Source organism: Telluria aromaticivorans, from assembly GCF_013003915.1.
In the GTDB taxonomy this organism is placed as follows: domain Bacteria; phylum Pseudomonadota; class Gammaproteobacteria; order Burkholderiales; family Burkholderiaceae_D; genus Telluria; species Telluria aromaticivorans.
This window is the reverse complement of sequence record NZ_JABAIV010000001.1, coordinates 457,943-476,193: the sequence shown is the minus strand read 5'-3', so window position 1 is coordinate 476,193 and position 18,251 is coordinate 457,943. Positions and strand designations below refer to the sequence as shown.

Annotated in this window: 16 protein-coding genes; 13 read left to right on the top strand and 3 right to left on the bottom strand. The window is 65.7% G+C overall.

Annotated features, from left to right (window positions below):
* Positions 1-24 precede the first annotated feature (24 nt).
* The 4 genes from HGB41_RS02155 (at position 25) to HGB41_RS02140 (ending at position 3,391) form a co-directional block, all read left to right on the top strand.
* Complete coding sequence (locus tag HGB41_RS02155; protein ID WP_171081893.1) at positions 25-384, top strand: integration host factor subunit alpha; 360 nt, start codon at positions 25-27, stop codon at positions 382-384.
* A gap of 7 nt (positions 385-391) precedes the next feature.
* Complete coding sequence (locus HGB41_RS02150; RefSeq protein WP_171080629.1) at positions 392-796, top strand: MerR family transcriptional regulator; 405 nt, start codon at positions 392-394, stop codon at positions 794-796.
* Positions 797-1,028: 232 nt separating this feature from the next.
* Positions 1,029-1,661, top strand: coding sequence for a response regulator (locus HGB41_RS02145; protein WP_005667428.1), 633 nt, complete (start codon positions 1,029-1,031; stop codon positions 1,659-1,661).
* 155 nt (positions 1,662-1,816) lie between these two features.
* Positions 1,817-3,391 carry a CHASE3 domain-containing protein gene (locus tag HGB41_RS02140; protein ID WP_229422668.1) on the top strand — a complete coding sequence of 525 codons (1,575 nt, stop codon included), beginning with the start codon at positions 1,817-1,819 and terminating at the stop codon, positions 3,389-3,391.
* Here HGB41_RS02140 and HGB41_RS02135 read toward each other — a convergent pair.
* Positions 3,388-4,188, bottom strand: coding sequence for a Crp/Fnr family transcriptional regulator (locus HGB41_RS02135; RefSeq protein WP_171080627.1), 801 nt, complete (start codon positions 4,186-4,188; stop codon positions 3,388-3,390). The genes HGB41_RS02140 and HGB41_RS02135 overlap by 4 nt on opposite strands.
* 257 nt (positions 4,189-4,445) lie before the next feature.
* Between HGB41_RS02135 and HGB41_RS02130 the strand changes: the two genes are divergently transcribed.
* The 9 genes from HGB41_RS02130 (at position 4,446) to HGB41_RS02090 (ending at position 16,289) form a co-directional block, all read left to right on the top strand.
* Positions 4,446-5,126, top strand: a complete 681-nt coding sequence (locus tag HGB41_RS02130) for a response regulator transcription factor (RefSeq protein WP_171080625.1) — start codon at positions 4,446-4,448, stop codon at positions 5,124-5,126.
* Between the two features lie 25 nt (positions 5,127-5,151).
* Entirely contained in the window at positions 5,152-6,492 is a 1,341-nt protein-coding gene (locus HGB41_RS02125) for a sensor histidine kinase (protein WP_171080623.1), read from the top strand.
* A 125-nt stretch (positions 6,493-6,617) separates the two neighbouring features.
* On the top strand, positions 6,618-7,031 hold the full coding sequence (locus HGB41_RS02120; RefSeq protein WP_171080621.1) for a type IV pilin protein: 414 nt from the start codon (positions 6,618-6,620) through the stop codon (positions 7,029-7,031).
* Positions 7,019-7,645, top strand: a complete 627-nt coding sequence (locus tag HGB41_RS02115; protein WP_171080619.1) for a pilus assembly FimT family protein — start codon at positions 7,019-7,021, stop codon at positions 7,643-7,645. Before HGB41_RS02120 ends, HGB41_RS02115 begins: the two co-directional genes overlap by 13 nt.
* Positions 7,642-8,076, top strand: coding sequence for a type IV pilus modification PilV family protein (locus HGB41_RS02110; RefSeq protein WP_171080617.1), 435 nt, complete (start codon positions 7,642-7,644; stop codon positions 8,074-8,076). The genes HGB41_RS02115 and HGB41_RS02110 overlap by 4 nt, the downstream gene beginning before the upstream one ends.
* Positions 8,073-9,278, top strand: a complete 1,206-nt coding sequence (locus HGB41_RS02105) for a PilW family protein (protein ID WP_171080615.1) — start codon at positions 8,073-8,075, stop codon at positions 9,276-9,278. Before HGB41_RS02110 ends, HGB41_RS02105 begins: the two co-directional genes overlap by 4 nt.
* A complete protein-coding gene (locus HGB41_RS02100; RefSeq protein ID WP_171080613.1) occupies positions 9,275-9,862 on the top strand; it encodes a hypothetical protein in 588 nt (195 codons plus the stop codon). Before HGB41_RS02105 ends, HGB41_RS02100 begins: the two co-directional genes overlap by 4 nt.
* A 41-nt stretch (positions 9,863-9,903) precedes the next feature.
* Positions 9,904-14,481 (top strand): pilus assembly protein, encoded by a 4,578-nt coding sequence (locus HGB41_RS02095; RefSeq protein WP_171080611.1) that lies wholly within the window; start codon positions 9,904-9,906, stop codon positions 14,479-14,481.
* A 134-nt stretch (positions 14,482-14,615) separates the two neighbouring features.
* Entirely contained in the window at positions 14,616-16,289 is a 1,674-nt protein-coding gene (locus HGB41_RS02090; protein WP_171080609.1) for a peptide chain release factor 3, read from the top strand.
* 19 nt (positions 16,290-16,308) lie between these two features.
* On the opposite strand, the gene HGB41_RS02085 is transcribed toward HGB41_RS02090, so the two are convergent.
* Positions 16,309-17,271: a DUF3108 domain-containing protein gene (locus tag HGB41_RS02085; protein WP_171080607.1), complete on the bottom strand. Its 963-nt coding sequence runs from the start codon at positions 17,269-17,271 to the stop codon at positions 16,309-16,311.
* Between the two features lie 85 nt (positions 17,272-17,356).
* Complete coding sequence (locus tag HGB41_RS02080; RefSeq protein ID WP_171080605.1) at positions 17,357-18,028, bottom strand: outer membrane beta-barrel protein; 672 nt, start codon at positions 18,026-18,028, stop codon at positions 17,357-17,359.
* Positions 18,029-18,251 lie beyond the last annotated feature (223 nt).

Genomic DNA, 18,251 nt, shown 5'->3' with positions numbered 1-18,251 from the left:
CTGGCGGCCGATCTGCATCGCGCGATGCATGTAGCGCGCGTGCGGGCTGAAGCAGAGAAGGGCCTGCCGACCCTGACCAAGGCCGAGCTGGCCGAACTGCTCTTCGAGCAGGTCGGCCTGAACAAGCGCGAGGCCAAGGACATGGTCGAGACCTTCTTTGACGAAATCCGCAATGCGCTCGAGCGCGGCGAGGCAGTCAAGCTGTCCGGCTTCGGCAATTTCCAGCTGCGCGACAAGCCGCAGCGGCCGGGCCGCAATCCAAAAACCGGGGAAGAAATTCCAATCACGGCGCGCCGCGTCGTGACTTTCCACGCCAGCCAGAAACTCAAGGGAATGGTCGAGGAGACCAGTCCCGCTAGCAGTTCGCTGGCGCGTGCTGCCTGAGTGATTGATGAGCGAACGCCCCAATAAAACCGAACTGGCCGCGCTGCCGCCGATCCCGGCCAAGCGTTATTTCACGATCGGCGAAGTCAGCGACCTGTGCGGGGTCAAACCCCACGTGCTGCGCTACTGGGAGCAGGAATTCACCCAGCTCAAGCCGGTCAAACGCCGGGGCAACCGCCGCTATTACCAGCACCACGAAGTGCTGCTGATCCGGCGCATCCGCGAATTGCTGTACGAGCAGGGCTTCACCATCAGCGGCGCCCGTAACCGCCTTGACGGCCGCAACCACGACCTGGCCATGGCAGCCGAGCTCGAGCCGGCGCCAAGCGTGCCGGCCATCGATATCGATGGGGTGCGCGCCGAGCTGCTGGAAATCCTTGCCGTCCTCAGGCACGGCAGCAGCGTCACGTAATCCACCTGCAAAGTGCCGCGGGCGGGGGCGCCGCAGCGTCCAACATCCCGTCGCGGGCACGAGGCGCCATGCGCCATGCATTTTTCGTAACTCAGCAGATGCATGCGGTCTTGATGCTCAGCGCCGGAGTGTTAGAATGTCACCTGCGAGCATGCCGAATTGAGTGTATGCAAGCCGGGGCGTGGAGACGGACCTGGCACTTTCCTGAACAGGGAAAATTTAAGGGAAGACAATGATACGCGTTGCCATTTGTGACGATCACCAGATAGTTCGAGCAGGTTTCAAACAGATTTTTTCGTCGTCGGGCGATTTCGAAGTCGTTGCCGAAGGCGCTACCGGGCGTGAAGCCCTCGACATCGCACGCCGCGAGATTTGCGACGTGCTCTTGCTCGACATCGCCATGCCCGACCAGAGCGGCATCGATATCCTGCGCACCATCCGCCAGGGCCAGCCGAACCTGCCGGTGCTGATCCTGTCGGGTTATCCGGCCCAGCAATACGCGCTGAACCTGTTCAAGATGGGCGCCAACGGCTACCTGAACAAGGAATGCGAAGCCGACGAGCTCAAGACGGCCGTGCGCACCGTGTACCAGGGCCGCCGTTACGTGAGCTCGACCGTGGGCGAACTGCTCGCGCAGAGCTTCGACCGCGATCCGAACACGGCGCTGCACACCGAACTGTCGGACCGCGAATTCCAGGTTTTCCTGCGCCTGGCAAAGGGCGCAACGGTATCGGACATCGGCAATGCGCTGTCGCTGTCGATCAAGACCGTGTCCACCTACCGTACCCGTATCATGGAGAAAATGGGGCTGCAGTCGAATAGCGACCTGACCTATTACGCCATGAAGAACAACCTGCTCGACTGAGTTGCCAGCGCGCCCCACAAGGGCGCGTTTTCATTTCTGCAAGGGCAATAGTCCTTGCGCAACGCTTCTTCGCATCGCATCCGTTTTGCTCTGCAACAATTCGTCCGCCCGACTATAATCGTGCCGGACGGAACAAGTTGCGCGAAAGGAAGCTCATGTACTTTTCCACCGCCCATGACGGCAAACCCACCCAGGGCCTGCCGCTCTCCAAGACCCTGTTGTGCGTGGCCTGTGTGGTGATCCTGGTCATCAATGCGGTCTTCCTGGTGCGTAACCTCGATGATTTGCGCTCTGCGAATGGCCTGCAGGCCCAGACCGCGCGCGTCTCCGACGAGCTCCAATACCTGAACCTGCTGGTCACCGACGCTGAAAGCGGCCTGCGTGGTTATTTCCTGTCGGGCGCAGAAGTCAACCTCAACGCCCTGCATGCGGCGCCGCAGCAACTCGACAGCCAGTTACGCGCCCTTGGCGTCCTGCTTGCCGACAATCCGTCGCAAACGAAAAACCTGGTGCAGTTGCGCACGCTCGTGCAGCGCAAGCTCGCCCTCATGCACCAGTCGCTCGAAGTTTATCGTCAGGGCGGCCTGGTCGATATCGTCGCGATCTCGGCCGCGGCGGACGAGCGCGGCCAAATGGACGAGATCCGGCTGCAGGTCGTGATCATGACGCGCGAGCAGAACGAATTGCTGGCGGCCAGTACCGCCGAATTCTACAAGCAGTCGCGCTGGACCGTCCTGCTCGGCGCCGGCATCAATGCGCTGGCGATCCTCGTGATCCTGCTGTTCCACAGCCTGGTGCAGCGCAGTTTCGGCTTGCGCCTGTCGGCCGAGCGCGCGCTGCAGCAGACCAACGACACCCTCGAGCATACTGTTGCCGAGCGCACCGAGCAGCTCTCGGTGCTGTCGCGCCACCTGATCCGGGTGCAGGAAGAAGAAAAATCGCGCCTGGCGCGCGAACTGCATGACGAGATGGGCGCCAACCTGACCGCAATCGGCATGGACCTGGCCACGGTGGCAGAGCAGTTGCGCGGCACCCATCCGGAACTCGCCGCCAAACTCGGGCGCGCACGCAAGACCTTGGTCGACACCGTGCAGCTCAAGCGCCGCATCATCGAAAACCTGCGCCCCAGCCTGCTCGACAACATGGGCCTGTCGGCCGCCCTGCAAAGCTATTGCGCCGATTACGCCCGCGTGACCGCCCTCGACTGCGACGCCCTGATCGACCCGCGGGCCGATGCCGCCGGCCCGATGCAGGCCATTGCGCTGTTCCGCATCACCCAGGAAGCCCTGAACAATATCGCCAAGTATGCCCAGGCCCATACCGTCATCGTCAACCTGACCGAGGAACCCGGCGGCTGGGACCTGGAGATCACGGACGACGGCATCGGCATCCCGGCCGATGCCATGGCGCGCTCGAAATCGCACGGCTTGCTGGGCATGCGCGAGCGCGCCTTGCTGCTCGGTGGCACCCTTCAGGTCGGGCGGGGCGTCAATGGTGTGGGCACCTGCGTCCGCGCCTGGCTGCCGGCTACGGCCCCGGGTGGCGAGGCGTCGCCGCAAGGCGCGGCGCTGGGCTCGGCCATTTCCAGTGCGATGAATACCGCAATGGGCGGGTCAATCGCCGTTGGGTCCGCGCCTTTGATGCTGGACCCGGCAAATGAAAAGGGGCCTGCGGCATTGCCGGAGACCCCTTCAGGCACAGCGTCCAGTGGGACGCCGGTCAGTTCTTAACGCGCCACGTCCAGCAGCAGGCGGTCGTATTCCGACTTGGCGACCTTGTAGCATTCGCCGGCATAGTCTTCCAGGCCAGCACGGTCCAGCACGGTAATGTTGCCGCGGCGGTACTGGATCAGGCCTTCATCCTGCAGCTTGCCGGCCGCAGCGGTAATGCTCTCGCGGCGCACGCCCAGCATGATCGAGATGAGTTCCTGGGTCACTTTCAGTTCGTTGCTGGCCGAGCGGTCCAGGCGGTCGAGCAGCCAGCGGCACAGCTTCTGTTCGATCGAGCTGTGGCGGCCGCCGACGGCGTTCTGGGCCATCTGGGCGAACAGGGCGTTGGTGTAGCGCATCAGCAGTTGCGGCAGGGCGCCGCCGCGGTTGAAGGCGTCACGCAGGAACTGGGCCTTGAGGCGGTAGCCGTAGCCGGCGCTTTGCACCACGGCGCTGCAGGTAGCGCGCTCACCCATGAACAGCGACACGCCGACTGCGCCTTCATGGCCGACAACGGCGATTTCGGTAGTAGCGCCGTCTTCCATCACGTACAGCAGCGACACGATTGCGGTGGTCGGGAAATACACGTATTCAAGTTTGCTTCCATACTCGAACAGCTCTTTGCCGAATGGCAGGGGGACCAATTCCAGTTGTTCGAACAGGCTTTCCAGATCTGGGCGGGGCAGGGCGCCGAGCAGTTCGTTCTGCTGGGTGCCGCTATAGGAGACAACAGGGCGGGATGTGGATTTCATCGCTTCACTCGTGGCTGGAATCTTGTTTTGGGCTTTTTGCATACCGCCAAATTGAGTGTTGTTCATTTGTTGTCCTCTTATCTCTAACATGCATCGGGGGCGACTGGTGAGGCTCCTGTTCGTTGCCTCATCGCGATGTGTGAACATTAAAGCTATAGTCTGTTGCCGAACATAAGATTAGCAGTCGCACCCGTGTAGGCTTGGCGCATCCCCTAGTGTCAGTCCAGTCCTACTGGACAAATCCCGGTTTTAGAGGGGTTTTTTTGGCTGTGGCAACGAAATCCCGCATAATAGGCGTGTCTTTTTTCACCCTTGATACCGCGATGCCCCTGCCTTTGCTGCTGGTCGAAGACGACGCCGTGCTTGCCGACGGGCTGCTGCGTGCGCTGGGAGCCCAGGACATGCAGGTGGAACTGGTGCGCGATGGCTTGGCTGCGGACGCCCGCCTTCAGGGCAGCCCTGCCGCCGGGGGCATCGCAGTAGTCGTGCTCGACATCGGCCTGCCCGGCATCGACGGTTTTGAAGTGGTGCGGCGGCTGCGGGCACGCGGCAGCGCCACCCCGGTGCTGCTGCTGACCGCGCGTGACGCGGTGGAAGACCGGGTGCGCGGCCTCGAGCTCGGGGCCGACGATTACCTGGTGAAGCCTTTCGCTACCGCCGAACTGGTCGCACGCATCCGCGCGCTGGCCCGGCGCCACGCCCCACCACCTGCCCAGCTCCGTCTGGGGGCCCTGACACTCGACAGTGCAACCCGCCGCGTGCGCGTGGGAGAACGCGCCCTCGAGCTGTCGGCGCGCGAGTGGGCCGTGCTCGAATACCTGTTGCTGCAGGCCGGGCGGGTCGTCTCCAAACAGCAGATCATCGACACCATTGCGCCCTGGGGCGATGACCTGACCCTGAACGCGGTCGAGGTCTATGTGTCGCGCCTGCGCCTCAAGCTCGACGGCGCCGGCGTGGCGATCCGCACCATCCGCGGCTTCGGCTACCTGCTGGAAGCGGCGTGATCGCCTGGCTGTGAGCGCAATACCGATGACCAGCATCCGCGTGCGCATGCTCAAATGGCTGGTGCCGCCCCTCCTCGTGTTCAACCTGGTGGCCGCCACGCTGAGCTACCTGCTCGCCTGGGCGCCGGCCCAGCTGGCCTTCGACCAGGGCCTGCTCGATGCCGCTACCGGGATGGCCACGCGCTTTCGCGTCGACGGCGGCCAGGCCCAGTTCGCGGTGCCGGAAGCGGCTGCGCGGGTGCTGGGGGCCGGGGCGCCGGACGCCAGCTGGTTCGTGGTGCGCGACCACAATGGCCGGGTGCTGGCGGGCGACCCGGGGTTCCCGGCTCGCGCCGGCAGCGGACCGCTGCGCGACGCCAGCATGCACGGCCACCCGGTGCGCACCGCCAGCGTCATGGTCGCGACGCCCGCTGGCCCGGTCGAGGTCGCCGTGGCGCGCACGCTGCTCCAGCGCCAGCAGGTACGGTCGGCCATGGTGCGCTCGCTGGTGCTGCTTGAACTGCTGTTCTGCCTGGCGCTCGTCGGGCTGGTCTGGTTTTCGGTCGGCAACGGGCTGGCGCCGCTGGCACGGCTGCGCGCCAGGCTGGATGCGCGCGGCAGCGCCGACCTGGCCCCGCTGAGCGAATCCGGCATGCCGCGCGAGCTCGCGCCGCTGGTCACGGCCTTCAATGCGCTGCTCGACCGGATCGGCGCCGGCTCCCGGGCCCAGGACGATTTCCGCGCCAACGTCGCGCACCAGTTGCGCACGCCCCTGGCCGGCCTGCGGCTGCAGCTCGAGTGGCTGGCGGCGCGCCACCGGGACGATCCGGATACTGGCCATACGGTCGACCTGCTGCTGCGCGCCAACGAGCGCATGATTCGCCAGGCCAACCAGCTGCTGTCGCTCGAACGCGCCGGCCCGGACCGCTTCGAGCGGGCGCAACTCGCGCCTCTCGACCTGTCCAGCCTGGTGGCCGAAGCGGTCCAGCCTTTCGTCGAGCAGGCAGCGCGCAAGCAGATCGACCTCGGGTTCGAACTCGGCCCGGCCCAGGTCCGCGGCGACCGCTACCTGCTGCGCGACCTGGTCGACAATTTGGTCGACAATGCGCTGCGCTATACGCCGGAACGTGGCACCGTCACGGTGCATTCCCGCGCGACGCCAGACGGCACCCTGTTCGCGGTCGAGGATTCCGGTCCCGGTATACCGCCCGAGCGGCGGGCGCGGGTATTCCAGCGCTTCGTCCGGCTGGACGAGCACAGCAGCGGAAGCGGGCTCGGGCTGGCGATCGTGCAGGATATCGCCTCCGCGCACGGCGCCATGGTTACGCTCGATGACGGACCTGGTGGACGCGGTGCTTCATTCAGGGTGCAGTTTCCGCCCGCGTGAGCCGCAGCGCCTGTGCGCACTTGTCAGGAAACTGTCAGCTTTTCCTCAGGGAAATGCAAGCTTCATGGGTTATCATTCCGTACGGAAACATTCCGGCAGCCCGCCGGTTCCCATGGAGAGTACTCATGATCAAGCGCCAGGCCGGTTTTTCCCTCATCGAAATCATGATTGCGGTGGTCATCCTCGGCATCCTGACGGCCGTGGCCTTGCCTTCCTATAACGGCTACGTGCAGCGGGCGCGCCTGACCGAAGCCTTCACCGGCCTGGCAGGGCTGCAGCCGGGGATGGAGCAGCACTGGTCGAACAACCGTACTTATGCCTCGGCGCCAGTGCCGGAAGATTCCGAGCACTTCGCCTTCGAGCTGACCGTCGGAAATGCCAGCGCCTACACGGTGACCGCCACCGGCCAAGGCGGCGCCGCCGGCTTCGTGTATACGATCGACCAGAACGGCAATCGCGCCACCACCGGCGTACCGGAAGGCTGGACCGATAACGACGCCTGCTGGGTCGACCGCGAGGAGGGCACGTGCACCCAATAAACGCCCAGCGCGGCTTCACCCTGGTCGAGGCCATGGTCACGCTCGCCGTGTTCGCAACCCTGCTGGCCGTGGGCGTGCCGCGCATGGTGGACTGGGTCGCCTCCACCAAGGCCGCCGCTGCCACCCAGTTCTACGCCGAAGGCCTGACCCTCGCGCGGGCCCAGGCGCTGACCCATAACAGCGCCAGCCGCCTGGTTCTGAGCCGGAACGCCGTCAGCGGCCAGTACGACTGGCGCGTCGACCTGTGCTTCCCGACCCCTGATTCCCCCTGCAACGACGAGGGCGGCGGGTGGTCGACGACCGACGATGCAGTCAGGCCGGCGCAGGACGCCGGCGCCGGCTATACGTCGATCGCCCGCAATGCCGACGTGCTGCCCGGCACCGACCGCCTGTCGGTCAGCCCCGGGCCGGGCGACGATCTCGAGGTCTATTTCACCCCGCTCGGCTGGGTCGACACCCAGGTCGGCACCCGCATGATGCGGATCGACCTGGCGCCGGCCGCTGGCGACGGTGCCGACTTCCCGTCCTCCAGCCTGGTGCTCACGCTGGCCGGCATTGCCGCCAAATGCGACCCCGCCGCGCCCGCTGCCGACTCGCGCAGGTGCCCGGAATGATGCGCCGTGTCCCCACCATCCACGCGCAGCGCGGCGTCGCGCTGCTGGAGGCGCTGCTGGCGGTAGTCATCCTCGCCATTGGCCTGCTCGGCACCATCGGCCTGCAGGCGCGCGCCTATTCGGCGCTGTCGGACGCCGGCATGCGCGCCGAGGCGGCCATCGCAGCCAACAAGCTGCTCGGCGTGATGAACACCGACCTGGCGAACCTCGAATCCTACCGGCTGGCGTCCAATGACGTGCCATCGGCCCGCCTCGCGGCGTGGCATACCGAGACCCGGCGCCTGGTGCCCGGCGCGACGGTGGTCGTCGGCGTTACCGCGGCGACGACAACCGCCCCGGCCGTGGTGAACATCGCCATCAGCTGGCGCCGCAAGGCGGATACGCCGCTGAACAACCACACGATCACTTCGTATATCGCGGGGTCCTTATGAAGACCTTCCATGCATTCCCGCGCGCTGCCGGTTTTTCGCTGGTCGAACTGATGGTCAGCGTCGTCATCGGCCTGTTGGCGGTGCTGTTCGCCACCCGCATGATGACCGACGCCGAGCGCAACAAGCAGGCCGCGCTGGGCGGCTCCGATTCGATGCAGAACGGGATGGTGGCCATGTTCTCGATCAGCAGCGACGCCGAGCATGCGGGCTTCGGCCTGAACGACCCCCTGATCGTCGGCTGCGACACGGAACTGGAGGATGTCGACGGCTACGAGCTGGCGCCGGCAACGCGCGGCGCCGCCGTGGTGCGGCCGCTGGCCGCCGCCATCATCGAGCCGGGTGCGGCAGGGGTGAATGGTGCGGCCCCCGACCGTCTCTCTCTGTACGCCGGCAGCTCGCTCAGCGGCACGGGCACGCTCGGCATCACTACCGACTATATCGGCGGCACCCGCATCGACGTCGACCGGGTGCCTTATGGATTCTCGCAGGGTGACGTGCTCCTCGTCGCGCCCGGGCAACCGGGCGGGCGCTGTTCGCTGGCCCAGGTCTCGTCCGACCCCGATGACCTGGCGCCGCCGCCGTCGCAGCAATTCGTGATGATCGCCAATGCCGGCTACCGTTTCAACAGCGGCGCCCTCGGCGCTCAGTATGTGGGCGGCGCCTCGCGCATCTTCAACCTCGGCCCCGGCGCCAACCTGGCGCTGCGCACCTGGTCGGTGGACAGCGGCTACCTGCGCCTGCGTGCGACCGACCTGGCCGGTTCCGGCGAAGACTCGCAGGCCGTGGCCGACAACATCGTCTCGCTCAAGGCGCAATACGGTTTCGATACCCGTACCGGCGACCTGTTCACGCCGGAAGAGGGCATGCGCATCGGCCGCTGGTCGGCCGCCATGATCGACGCCGACGGCGACGGCGTGGTTGGCGGCGCCGGCGACTACCAGCACGTCGCGGCGCTGCGCATCGCCGTGGTGGCGCGGGCAAAGAATCCAGAGCGCCCGGATGCCACGACCGGCGAGTGCACTGCCACGACCGTGCGGCCAACCGTGTTCGCGAACGCCGACGCGCAGAGCGTGGCCGCGGTGTCGGTGACGGTCGACGTGGCCGTCGCCGACGACCCGGTGAATTGGCGCTGCTACCGCTACCGCGTTTTCGAAACCATCGTCCCGCTGCGCAATGCGGGCTGGAGGCCGACCGCATCATGAAACCCGTCAATCACAGCCAGCGCGGCATCGCGCTGCCGGTCATGCTGATCATGCTGCTGGTGATGCTCGTGTCGAGCATCTACCTGCTCAAGTCGAGCAATTCGACCACCCTGACCGCCTCGAATCTCGCCAACGACGCGGCACTGGCGCGCGCTGCCGATTTCGGCCTGCATGCGGGCTTCCAGTGGCTCAGCGCCACGGCAGCGACCAACAAGGCGCTGCTCGACAGCCACGTGGCGGCTCAGGGCTACCGCGCCACCCTCAACACCAAGGACACGGTGCGCTCGGCCGACTTCTGGGACGGCTCGGTCGTGGTCCAGGACGTGAATCTTAACCAGATCCGCTACGTGATCCACCGCATGTGCGCCCTCGACGTGGTCTACAGCCACCCGGACAATTCGTGCGTGCAGACCGCGGTCAACACCGCGGAGCTGGGCAATACGGTGCGGCTGGGCGACAGCCTGGCCTCGGACGCGCCGGTGTATGCGGGCGTGCCGCAGCTTCACTACGTCATCACCGCCCGCATCGACGGTCCGAAGGGCGGCAATGTGGTCACCCAGATGGTGGTCCTGATCGGCGCCTGAGTCTTCACGACCGGCGCCGCAATTTTGTTATCGGAACGCATATGAACCGCATCTATCTTCGACTCCTGTCCCTGCTGGCCCTGGCGCTGTGCATCCAACCGGCGCACGCCGACCCGACCGCCATCGCCCAGCTGCCCCTTCTGAACATCACCGGCAGCGGCGCGGTCAAGCCGAACCTGATGCTCCTGTACGATAACTCGGGCTCGATGACCAGCACCTTCACGCCCGACTACGTCGACGACGGCATCACCTGCCGTTCGCGCGCCACGATGGGCGGCGGCACCCGCGGCTGCCGTGTCGGCGATCCGCCGTTTTCCAGCCCCGACTTCAACAAGCAGTACTACAACCCGCAAGTGCGCTACAGCCCGCCGGTCAAGGCCGACGGCAGCTTCTACCCGAGCCTGAACCGCGCCAACACCAGCAACTGGACCTCGGTAACCACGGATGGATTTGGCGTCAACCGGACCGACCTGCTCGGCGCCGGCAACAACACGACCAACCTGGTCACGGGCTTCCCTGACCTGAAGTGGTGCGATGGCGACAGCGGCAGCAACTGCAGCGTCAACCGCGCGGGCTACAGCTATCCGAACAACAGCCGCTACAACGCGTACTCCTTCACCGCCAATCCCTACTACTACACGATCAACGTGGCCGAGTACTGCACCAATGCGGCCATGACCAACTGCCGCGCGGTCGCGGTGAATGCGCCGCCGCCGGCCGACTACACCGTGCCGGCCAAGGTGCGGTGGTGCGATTCCACCGCGCTGACAAACTGCCAGTCCAAGTATGTCGGCAACTTCAAGTACCCCCGCTTCGGCGATATCGCGCGCGTGGCGATCTGGTATGGCACGATTACCATCGGCGCTTCCAGCGGCAGCAACCCGATGACCATCAACAGCGTTACGGCGACCACCGAAGCCGGCCCCCAGACCATTACCAACGTCGCCGTCACGGCGAGCAGCGGCACCAACAGCGCCGCCAAGCAGCAGGCCACCGCCAACGCGCTGGCGGCGTCGATCATTGCCAAGACCGGCCTGGCCGCGCAATTCACCGCCTGCCTGCGCAACCCGACCGGCGGCGGCGTGCCGTCCTGCGCGAGCCTGGGTATCACCCTCGATGCCGACAACGTGGTCGCGGTCGTGCCGATCGGCTGCCCGGCTGGCACCAGCGGCAAGGCGACCCCCCCTTGCTTCCCGCAATCGGACGACAGCCGCGCCGGCACCGTCCTGACGGTGAATTCCGGCACCGCCGCCACGGCGCTGTTGACGGTCAGCGGTTCGGCGAGCAGCAGCAAAGTGCAGGTCCTGTCGCAAGTGAGCTACGGCGGCACTGGTCTGTTCACTGGCACCCTGAGCTTTGCCAAGAGCGCCAGCGCATCCGCGGTGGCAACGGCGATTCGCAACAAAATCGGCACCCAGGGCAACCTGACCGCCTATATCGGCGGCACCGCCGGCAGCGGCGCGGTCTGCCAGGCGGCTTCCAGCACCACCGTCTGCCTGGTCGAAACGGGTAGCGTCGGCGGCAAGAACATCGCGCTCGGCTCGCTCAGCAACCAGGGCAACCTGACGTTCGGGACTTCTGCTTCGGTCAGCGATGCGGTACCGGCCACCGCCACCGACCTGGGCGCGACGGTATTTGCACGCACCGACATCGTCTCGACCCGCAACAGCTATCCGAAGGAAATCAACCGTACGGATTGCGCGGGTGCGAGCTGCACCTATGACGAGGAAATGACCAATTTCGCCAACTGGTACGGTTATTACAAGACCCGGAACCAGATGATGAAGACGGCCGTCGGCCATGCCTTCCAGCCGATCAACGACAACTACAACGTCGGCCTGGTCTCGCTGTCGATCGCGGCAGCCGAAGGCACGATGACCAAGCCGCGTCCGTTCTCCGGCAACCACCGTAGCAGCTGGTACACCTCCCTGTACGCCATGAACGGCAGCCAGTCGACCCCGATTCGCCAGGCCTTGCACGCGATCGGCAAGATGTACGCCAACCAGTCGCCCTACGACTATGGCACGGGCCAGGAAGTGGTGCAGTTCGCGTGCCAGCAGAACTTCACCTTCGTGACCACCGACGGCTACTGGAACGGCAACGCCGCCGCCACCGTCGTCAACAACGACAACCGGGAAAACGCCCAGCGTTTCTGCCTGCGTTCGAAGGGCTGTGTCGATACCAGCACCCAGACCGCGAATTCCCTGGCCGACGTCGCGCTGTACTGGTACAACGGCGGCTCGAATACCGGGACCGCGTCGCTGCGCAACGGGCTCGAAGACTGGACCAAGCCCGGCCTGGTGCCGGCGGGCTCGGGCGAGAACACCCGCCTGCACATGAAGACCTATGCGCTCGGCCTGGGCGTGGACGGCGTCATGACCTATGAGCCCAACTACGACAAGGGCGTCATCCTCGGCGGCGACCTGTACAAGGTGATCACCGGCGTGACCAGCGGCTGCCCGTGGAATAACAACGGCGCCTACGTCTGGCCCGACCCGAAGACTGGCGACAACAGCGGATCGGCCGCCTTCCAGTCGCGCGTGGACGACCTGTGGCATGCCGCCATCAATGGCCATGGCAAGTATTTCTCCGCTTCGGACCCGCTGCAGGTGGTGGACGGACTGCGCGAAGCCCTGTCGACCATCGAGGTCAAGGTCGGCGCCGCCGCGGCCTCGGCGACGTCGACCCCGAACATCTCGCAATTCGACAACGACATCTTCTCGGCGACCTTCACGACCGTGAGGTGGTATGGCCAGCTCACCAAGCGCAAGATCGACACCGTGACCGGCATCGTCGGCAATACGGACGTGTGGAATTCGTCCTTTACCGTCGGGCTGAAGGTGAGCGACACCGGCGACACGCGCAGCATCAAGATGCTCGACCCGGCGACCCGCACCCTCAAGGACTTTGCGTACGAGGCCATGACGGACACCGAGAAGGCCTGGTTCGACGACAAGTGCAGCTCGCTGTCGCAATGCGCCAATCTTTCCGCCGCCAACCGCGCCATCGCCAACGGCGGCACGAACCTCGTGAACTGGCTGCGCGGGCGCCAGCAATACGCCAACGACACCGTCTTCCGTGCCTATACGCCGACCGAGACCTTCGGCCCCGGCCTGAGCACCGCTGTGCCGATCGTGCTCGGCGACATCGCCTCGGCCAAGCCGGCTTTCGCGCGCGACCCGCGCAAGCACTACGCGCGCCCCGGCTATAACGACTTCAAGGTGGAGCACAAGTCGCGCTCCGGCACCATCTATGCCGCCGCCAACGACGGCATGCTGCACGCCTTCAATGCCGCCAACGGCGAAGAACTGTGGGCCTACGTCCCGCGCATCACGATGAAGAAGCTGCCCGTGCAGGCCAGCGTCAACTACGGCACCAACCACCAGTACACGGTGGACGGCTCGCCCGAGGTGAGCGACGTGCAGATCGACGGCGAATGGCGCACCGTGCTGGTGGCCGGCCTGAACGCGGGCGGGCGCGGCTACTATGCGCTCGACATCACGGATCCGGCCCAGCCGCGGGCACTGTGGGAAACCTGCGCCGACGCCACCGTCTGCAGCGGCGCCAACCATGAGCCGGAGATAGGACTGTCCTTCGGTAACCCGCAGTTCGGCACCTGGAAAAACGCCGCCGGAGTAGAACACTGGGTGGTGTTCCTGACCTCGGGCTATAACAATATCCCGGGCGTGGACAACGTCAACAGCGGCAGCGGCAAGGGCTATATTTTCGTGGTCGACGTGGCCAATGGCGCTGTGCTCGACCGTATCACGACCAATTCCGGCTCCACGACGACACCTTCGGGGCTCGCCAAGATCACCGCGATCACCAACAACCCGAGTACCGACCCGCTGGTGAGCTATGTCTACGGCGGCGACAACCTCGGCCAGATGTGGCGCTTCGACTTCACCAGCCCGGGCACCGTGCGCATGGTGAAGATGGGCGACGCCGGCGCCGGCCAGCCGATCACCACCCGCCCCGACGTGGCCCTGTGCCGGGTCGAAGTCACGACCGAGGAGGGCACCACGGTGCCGGAAGCGCAGCGCGTCGTGGCTTTCGGCACCGGCCGCCTGCTGGACATCACCGATGTCGGCAGCAGTGCGGTCCAGTCGGCCTATGTGCTGCGCGATTCGGGCGTGGCCTTGAGCGCGGCGCAGTGGCGCAGCGAGACCATGATGAGCAAGCAGACGCTGACCAAGATCGAGGGCGCGGCGGGCGATACCTACACGATCGCCGGCGCCAACGTGGACCTCGGCACCAAGGCCGGCTGGTATGTCGACTTCGACAAGAACACCGGCGAGCGCATCAACCTCGACCCGAAGATCGTGCTGGGCACCCTGACCGCCGTCACCAACGTGCCGAGCTCCTCGACGGCCTGCTCGGTGGGCGGCACCAGTAATATCTATGAGCTCGACCTGTGTACGGCCAAGCCGGTGCGCGAGAACGCCGGCGAGACCCTGTCGAACAACTCGGCGGTGGTCGGTTTCATCAACATCGGCCTGCCGAACGGCGAGACCAAGACCATTGCCACCACGGCCGACGGCAAGACCGTCACCAAGGACCACAATCCGGCAGTGACCAAGCCAACCCGCCGCGCCGGCTGGCGCCGCGTGCGCGAGTAAGGCCGCCGCGCCTGCGGGAAGATGCGCGGCCGGCTCTTTCTGGGCTGGCCGCGCACGAATCTTCTAACACGGGATGGCCGGGAATCGGTAAAATCGAGGGTTTTCTCCCAAGGGCCGCTTAGCAAGGCTCGACTATGCCCAACGATACCGAATTTACCGCCGACGACAGCGCAGCTGACGCGGCCAATGCCACCACCCCGGCGAACCGCCAGGATGGCCTGATCCCGCGCGAAGTCGCGCGCCGCCGCACCTTCGGCATCATTTCCCACCCGGATGCCGGCAAGACCACGCTCACCGAAAAGCTGCTGCTGTTCTCGGGCGCGATCCAGCTCGCCGGTACCGTCAAGGGCCGCAAGAGCGGCCGCCACGCGACCTCGGACTGGATGGACATCGAGAAGCAGCGCGGCATTTCGGTCGCGTCCTCGGTGATGCAGTTCGAGTTCCGCGACCACGTCGTCAACCTGCTCGACACCCCGGGCCACCAGGACTTCTCGGAAGACACCTACAGGGTGCTGACCGCGGTCGACTCGGCGCTGATGGTGATCGACGCGGCCAAGGGCGTGGAAGAGCAGACCATCAAGCTGCTGGGCGTGTGCCGCATGCGCGACACCCCGATCGTCACCTTCATGAACAAGATGGACCGCGAAACCCGCGATCCGCTCGAACTGCTCGACGAAGTCGAATCGGTGCTGAAGATCGAGTGCGCGCCGGTGACCTGGCCAATCGGCATGGGCAAGAACTTCCGCGGCGTATACCACCTGCTGAAGGACGAGATCATGCTGTTCAAGGCGGGCGAAGAGAAAGCCGACGGCGCCTTCGAGATCGTCAAGGGCATCGACAACCCGAAGCTTGCCGCCATGTTCCCGCTCGAGATCGAGCAGCTGAAGATGGAAGTGGAACTGGTGCACGGCGCCTCGCATACCTTCGACCTGGAGCGCTTCCTGTCGGGCGTGCAGACCCCGGTGTTCTTCGGTTCGGCGATCAACAACTTCGGCGTACGCGAGATCCTGTCGGCGCTGGTCGACTGGGCCCCGGCCCCGCGCGAACGCGACGCCACCGTGCGCGCGGTCGAGCCGGAAGAGCCGAAGTTCTCGGGCTTCGTCTTCAAGATCCAGGCCAACATGGACCCGGCCCACCGCGACCGCATCGCCTTCCTGCGCGTGTGCTCGGGCCGTTTCGAGAAGGGCATGAAGGTCAAGCACCTGCGATTGCAGCGCGATGTCAAGCTCTCGTCCGTCGTGACTTTCATGGCCTCGAGCCGCGAACAGGTCGAGGAAGCCTATGCCGGCGACATCATCGGCCTGCCGAACCACGGCAACATGCAGATCGGCGACAGCTTCTCCGAAGGCGAGATGCTGACCTTTACCGGCATCCCGTATTTCGCCCCAGACCTGTTCCGCACGGTGCGCATCCGGAACCCGCTGAAAGTGAAGCAGCTCCACAAGGGCCTGCAGCAACTGGGCGAAGAGGGTGCGGTGCAGGTGTTCAAGCCGGTGCTCGGTTCGGACCTGATCCTGGGCGCGGTCGGCGTGCTGCAGTTCGAAGTCGTGGCCAGCCGCCTGCTCAACGAGTATGGCGTGGACGCCGTGTTCGAGACCAGCAGCATCAGCAGCGCGCGCTGGGTGTCGAGCGAGGACAAGAAATCCCTGTCCGACTTCGAGAACCAGCTGGGCCACCAGGTCGCCTACGATGCTGCCGGCAACCTGGCCTTCCTGGCGACGTCTGGCGTCAACCTGCGCCTGACCCAGGAACGCTGGCCTAAGCTGACCTTCCACGCAACCCGCGAGCACGCGGCCAAGCTGGCCTGAGCAAGATTGCGGGCGCCGGCTAGCCTGCCGGCACCCGCTGTATTCCCTTGAGTGCCTGCGTGCGAGTGCTGCCGTCCGGCGCCGTCGTGCGCAGCTGCACCGGCAGCCATCCTTGGCCAGGGGCCAGCCATACTTCCATCAGCAATTCACCAGGCTGCGCCACGCGCGCCAGCCGCAGCGCCTCCATGGCGCCAAGCGGTGTCGCCAGCTGTTCCTTGCCCAGCACGCGGTAGCGCTCCACCGCCGCGCCAGAGGCGCGCGCGACATAGATCTCCACCGTGTCCTGCAACTGGTCGGGGTCGGCCAGCCCGATGCCGCTGAGTTGCATCAGCACCGTCGCGCCGTCCTGGCTGCCGGGCATGTCGCGCAAGCTGCGCCCCAGGCTCTCCAGCACGATCGTGGCGCGTTCGCGGTCGAAGGCGATCCCGGCGCGCCCAAGCCCTTGGCGGTAGCTGGCGCGCGTGGGCGCCAGGCCGGCGTCATCGGTGCCGCCCTCGCTCTCGATGCTCCCGGCGATGCCGTCAAGCGCCAGCCGGTATTGCACGCCGTCGGTTTCCCATGCAAGCCTTGCCTCGCCTTCCGGTCCAACGGCCGTGCGCACCTCGTAGGACAGGGTCACGCTGGGCGGCACGGTGACGCGGTAGCGGCTCGGCATCTGGACCGGCTCGGCGCCTTCGGCAGGCGTCGCGGGGAGCGGCGCCGCCGCAGGCGCAGCGGTGGATGGGCCTTGTTCAATGGGCGTGAGCGCAGGTGTGGGCGCGGACAGGGCAGGTTCGGCTGCAGGCGCAGGCCCTGGAACCGGCGCCGGCGCGGAAGGCGCCGGTTCCACCAGCCGCACCGCCAGCCCAGGCACGCCGTCGAAAGGCGGCGGTTCGGTGATCCGCATATCGATCAGCGCGATCACCAGCAGGTGGAGCAGCAGGGACAGCCCGCACAGGACGACCAGGCGCCCGTGCCGGCCGGGGAAGGCGGCAAAGTTCATCCCGCTAGTGTAACCGCACCCGACGGGCTGGGGACCAGGCCTTTACACGGCGGGGTCGCGGTCGCCCTGCATTAGAAACCGATCATCAGAAGCCGATCCCCACGCTTCCTCTCAGGCCGCTGGCGTTCGTCGCGTTCCCGAATTTGCTGGCGCTGCCGTTGTGCCGGGCTTCGCCGGTCAGCGTGGTCCTCTTGTTCAGCTTGTACGTGGCGCCGACTGCACCATACGGCCCCGTGCCGGACTCGCCCGCGAACTCGCTGGCAGTGCGGGGCCTGACCCGCTCCGGCAGCAGCAGGCCGTCGTTCGTCACTTCGCTATGCGCGATCCCGAACTTGGCGTAGGCGCTCAGGCGCTCGCTCACCGGCACCGTCACCTTGGCGGCGAGGTAGGTGGTGTGGCTCCTGGCGCCGAGCGCGCCCGCGGCCGCGGCGGATTCCAGGGCGCCGGGCTCGATCTTGTGGAAGCCCTTGTCACGCAGGTGCGAATAGCCGGCTTCCAGCGACAGGTAGTCGTTGAAGGCATAGCCGAGCACCAGCCTCGGATCGGTGCGGAAGCCCAGGAACACGCGATCGTTCGGATTGGCCGTCTCGTTGCCGCCGTACAGGGGTGAAAGGCGCTTGAAGCCCTTGGCCAGCGGCCCGAATCGACCAGCTTCCGCTTCCGCTTCAAGCACAGCTCCTGGAGGATCCGCCAATTGCGCCTCCGTGCTACCAGCGGCAAGCAGTGCCGCCCCGAACACAATGCTGCTGGCCTTCATTTCACTCCCCTTTATTGGCTTGGTTGATGAGTCGGGCACAAGCATACAAAGCCACACTTACAACTATATTAAATTGATAAGTACTTGTTTCGCCATGTGCCTGTTGCGCGGATCCAAAGACTTCGGCCGGTATGAGCCACCGCAAACTGCCGCAGTTTTGAACCGCGTAGATTCGTTCAATGCGCTTAGGAAATTAAGCACGGTTAAACTCAGGGAGGCATCA

Bases quoted from the DNA above. Each gene is read 5' to 3' on its own strand.
- HGB41_RS02100 (WP_171080613.1), top strand. From the start codon at position 9,275: ATGAAACCCGTCAATCACAGCCAGCGCGGCATCGCGCTGCCGGTCATG.
- HGB41_RS02150 (WP_171080629.1), top strand. From the start codon at position 392: ATGAGCGAACGCCCCAATAAAACCGAACTGGCCGCGCTGCCGCCGATC.
- HGB41_RS02080 (WP_171080605.1), bottom strand. From the start codon at position 18,028: ATGAAGGCCAGCAGCATTGTGTTCGGGGCGGCACTGCTTGCCGCTGGT.
- HGB41_RS02155 (WP_171081893.1), top strand. From the start codon at position 25: ATGCATGTAGCGCGCGTGCGGGCTGAAGCAGAGAAGGGCCTGCCGACC.
- HGB41_RS02090 (WP_171080609.1), top strand. From the start codon at position 14,616: ATGCCCAACGATACCGAATTTACCGCCGACGACAGCGCAGCTGACGCG.
- HGB41_RS02125 (WP_171080623.1), top strand. From the start codon at position 5,152: ATGACCAGCATCCGCGTGCGCATGCTCAAATGGCTGGTGCCGCCCCTC.
- HGB41_RS02130 (WP_171080625.1), top strand. From the start codon at position 4,446: ATGCCCCTGCCTTTGCTGCTGGTCGAAGACGACGCCGTGCTTGCCGAC.
- HGB41_RS02140 (WP_229422668.1), top strand. From the start codon at position 1,817: ATGTACTTTTCCACCGCCCATGACGGCAAACCCACCCAGGGCCTGCCG.
- HGB41_RS02135 (WP_171080627.1), bottom strand. From the start codon at position 4,188: ATGAACAACACTCAATTTGGCGGTATGCAAAAAGCCCAAAACAAGATT.
- HGB41_RS02095 (WP_171080611.1), top strand. From the start codon at position 9,904: ATGAACCGCATCTATCTTCGACTCCTGTCCCTGCTGGCCCTGGCGCTG.
- HGB41_RS02085 (WP_171080607.1), bottom strand. From the start codon at position 17,271: ATGAACTTTGCCGCCTTCCCCGGCCGGCACGGGCGCCTGGTCGTCCTG.
- HGB41_RS02105 (WP_171080615.1), top strand. From the start codon at position 8,073: ATGAAGACCTTCCATGCATTCCCGCGCGCTGCCGGTTTTTCGCTGGTC.
- HGB41_RS02145 (WP_005667428.1), top strand. From the start codon at position 1,029: ATGATACGCGTTGCCATTTGTGACGATCACCAGATAGTTCGAGCAGGT.
- HGB41_RS02120 (WP_171080621.1), top strand. From the start codon at position 6,618: ATGATCAAGCGCCAGGCCGGTTTTTCCCTCATCGAAATCATGATTGCG.
- HGB41_RS02110 (WP_171080617.1), top strand. From the start codon at position 7,642: ATGATGCGCCGTGTCCCCACCATCCACGCGCAGCGCGGCGTCGCGCTG.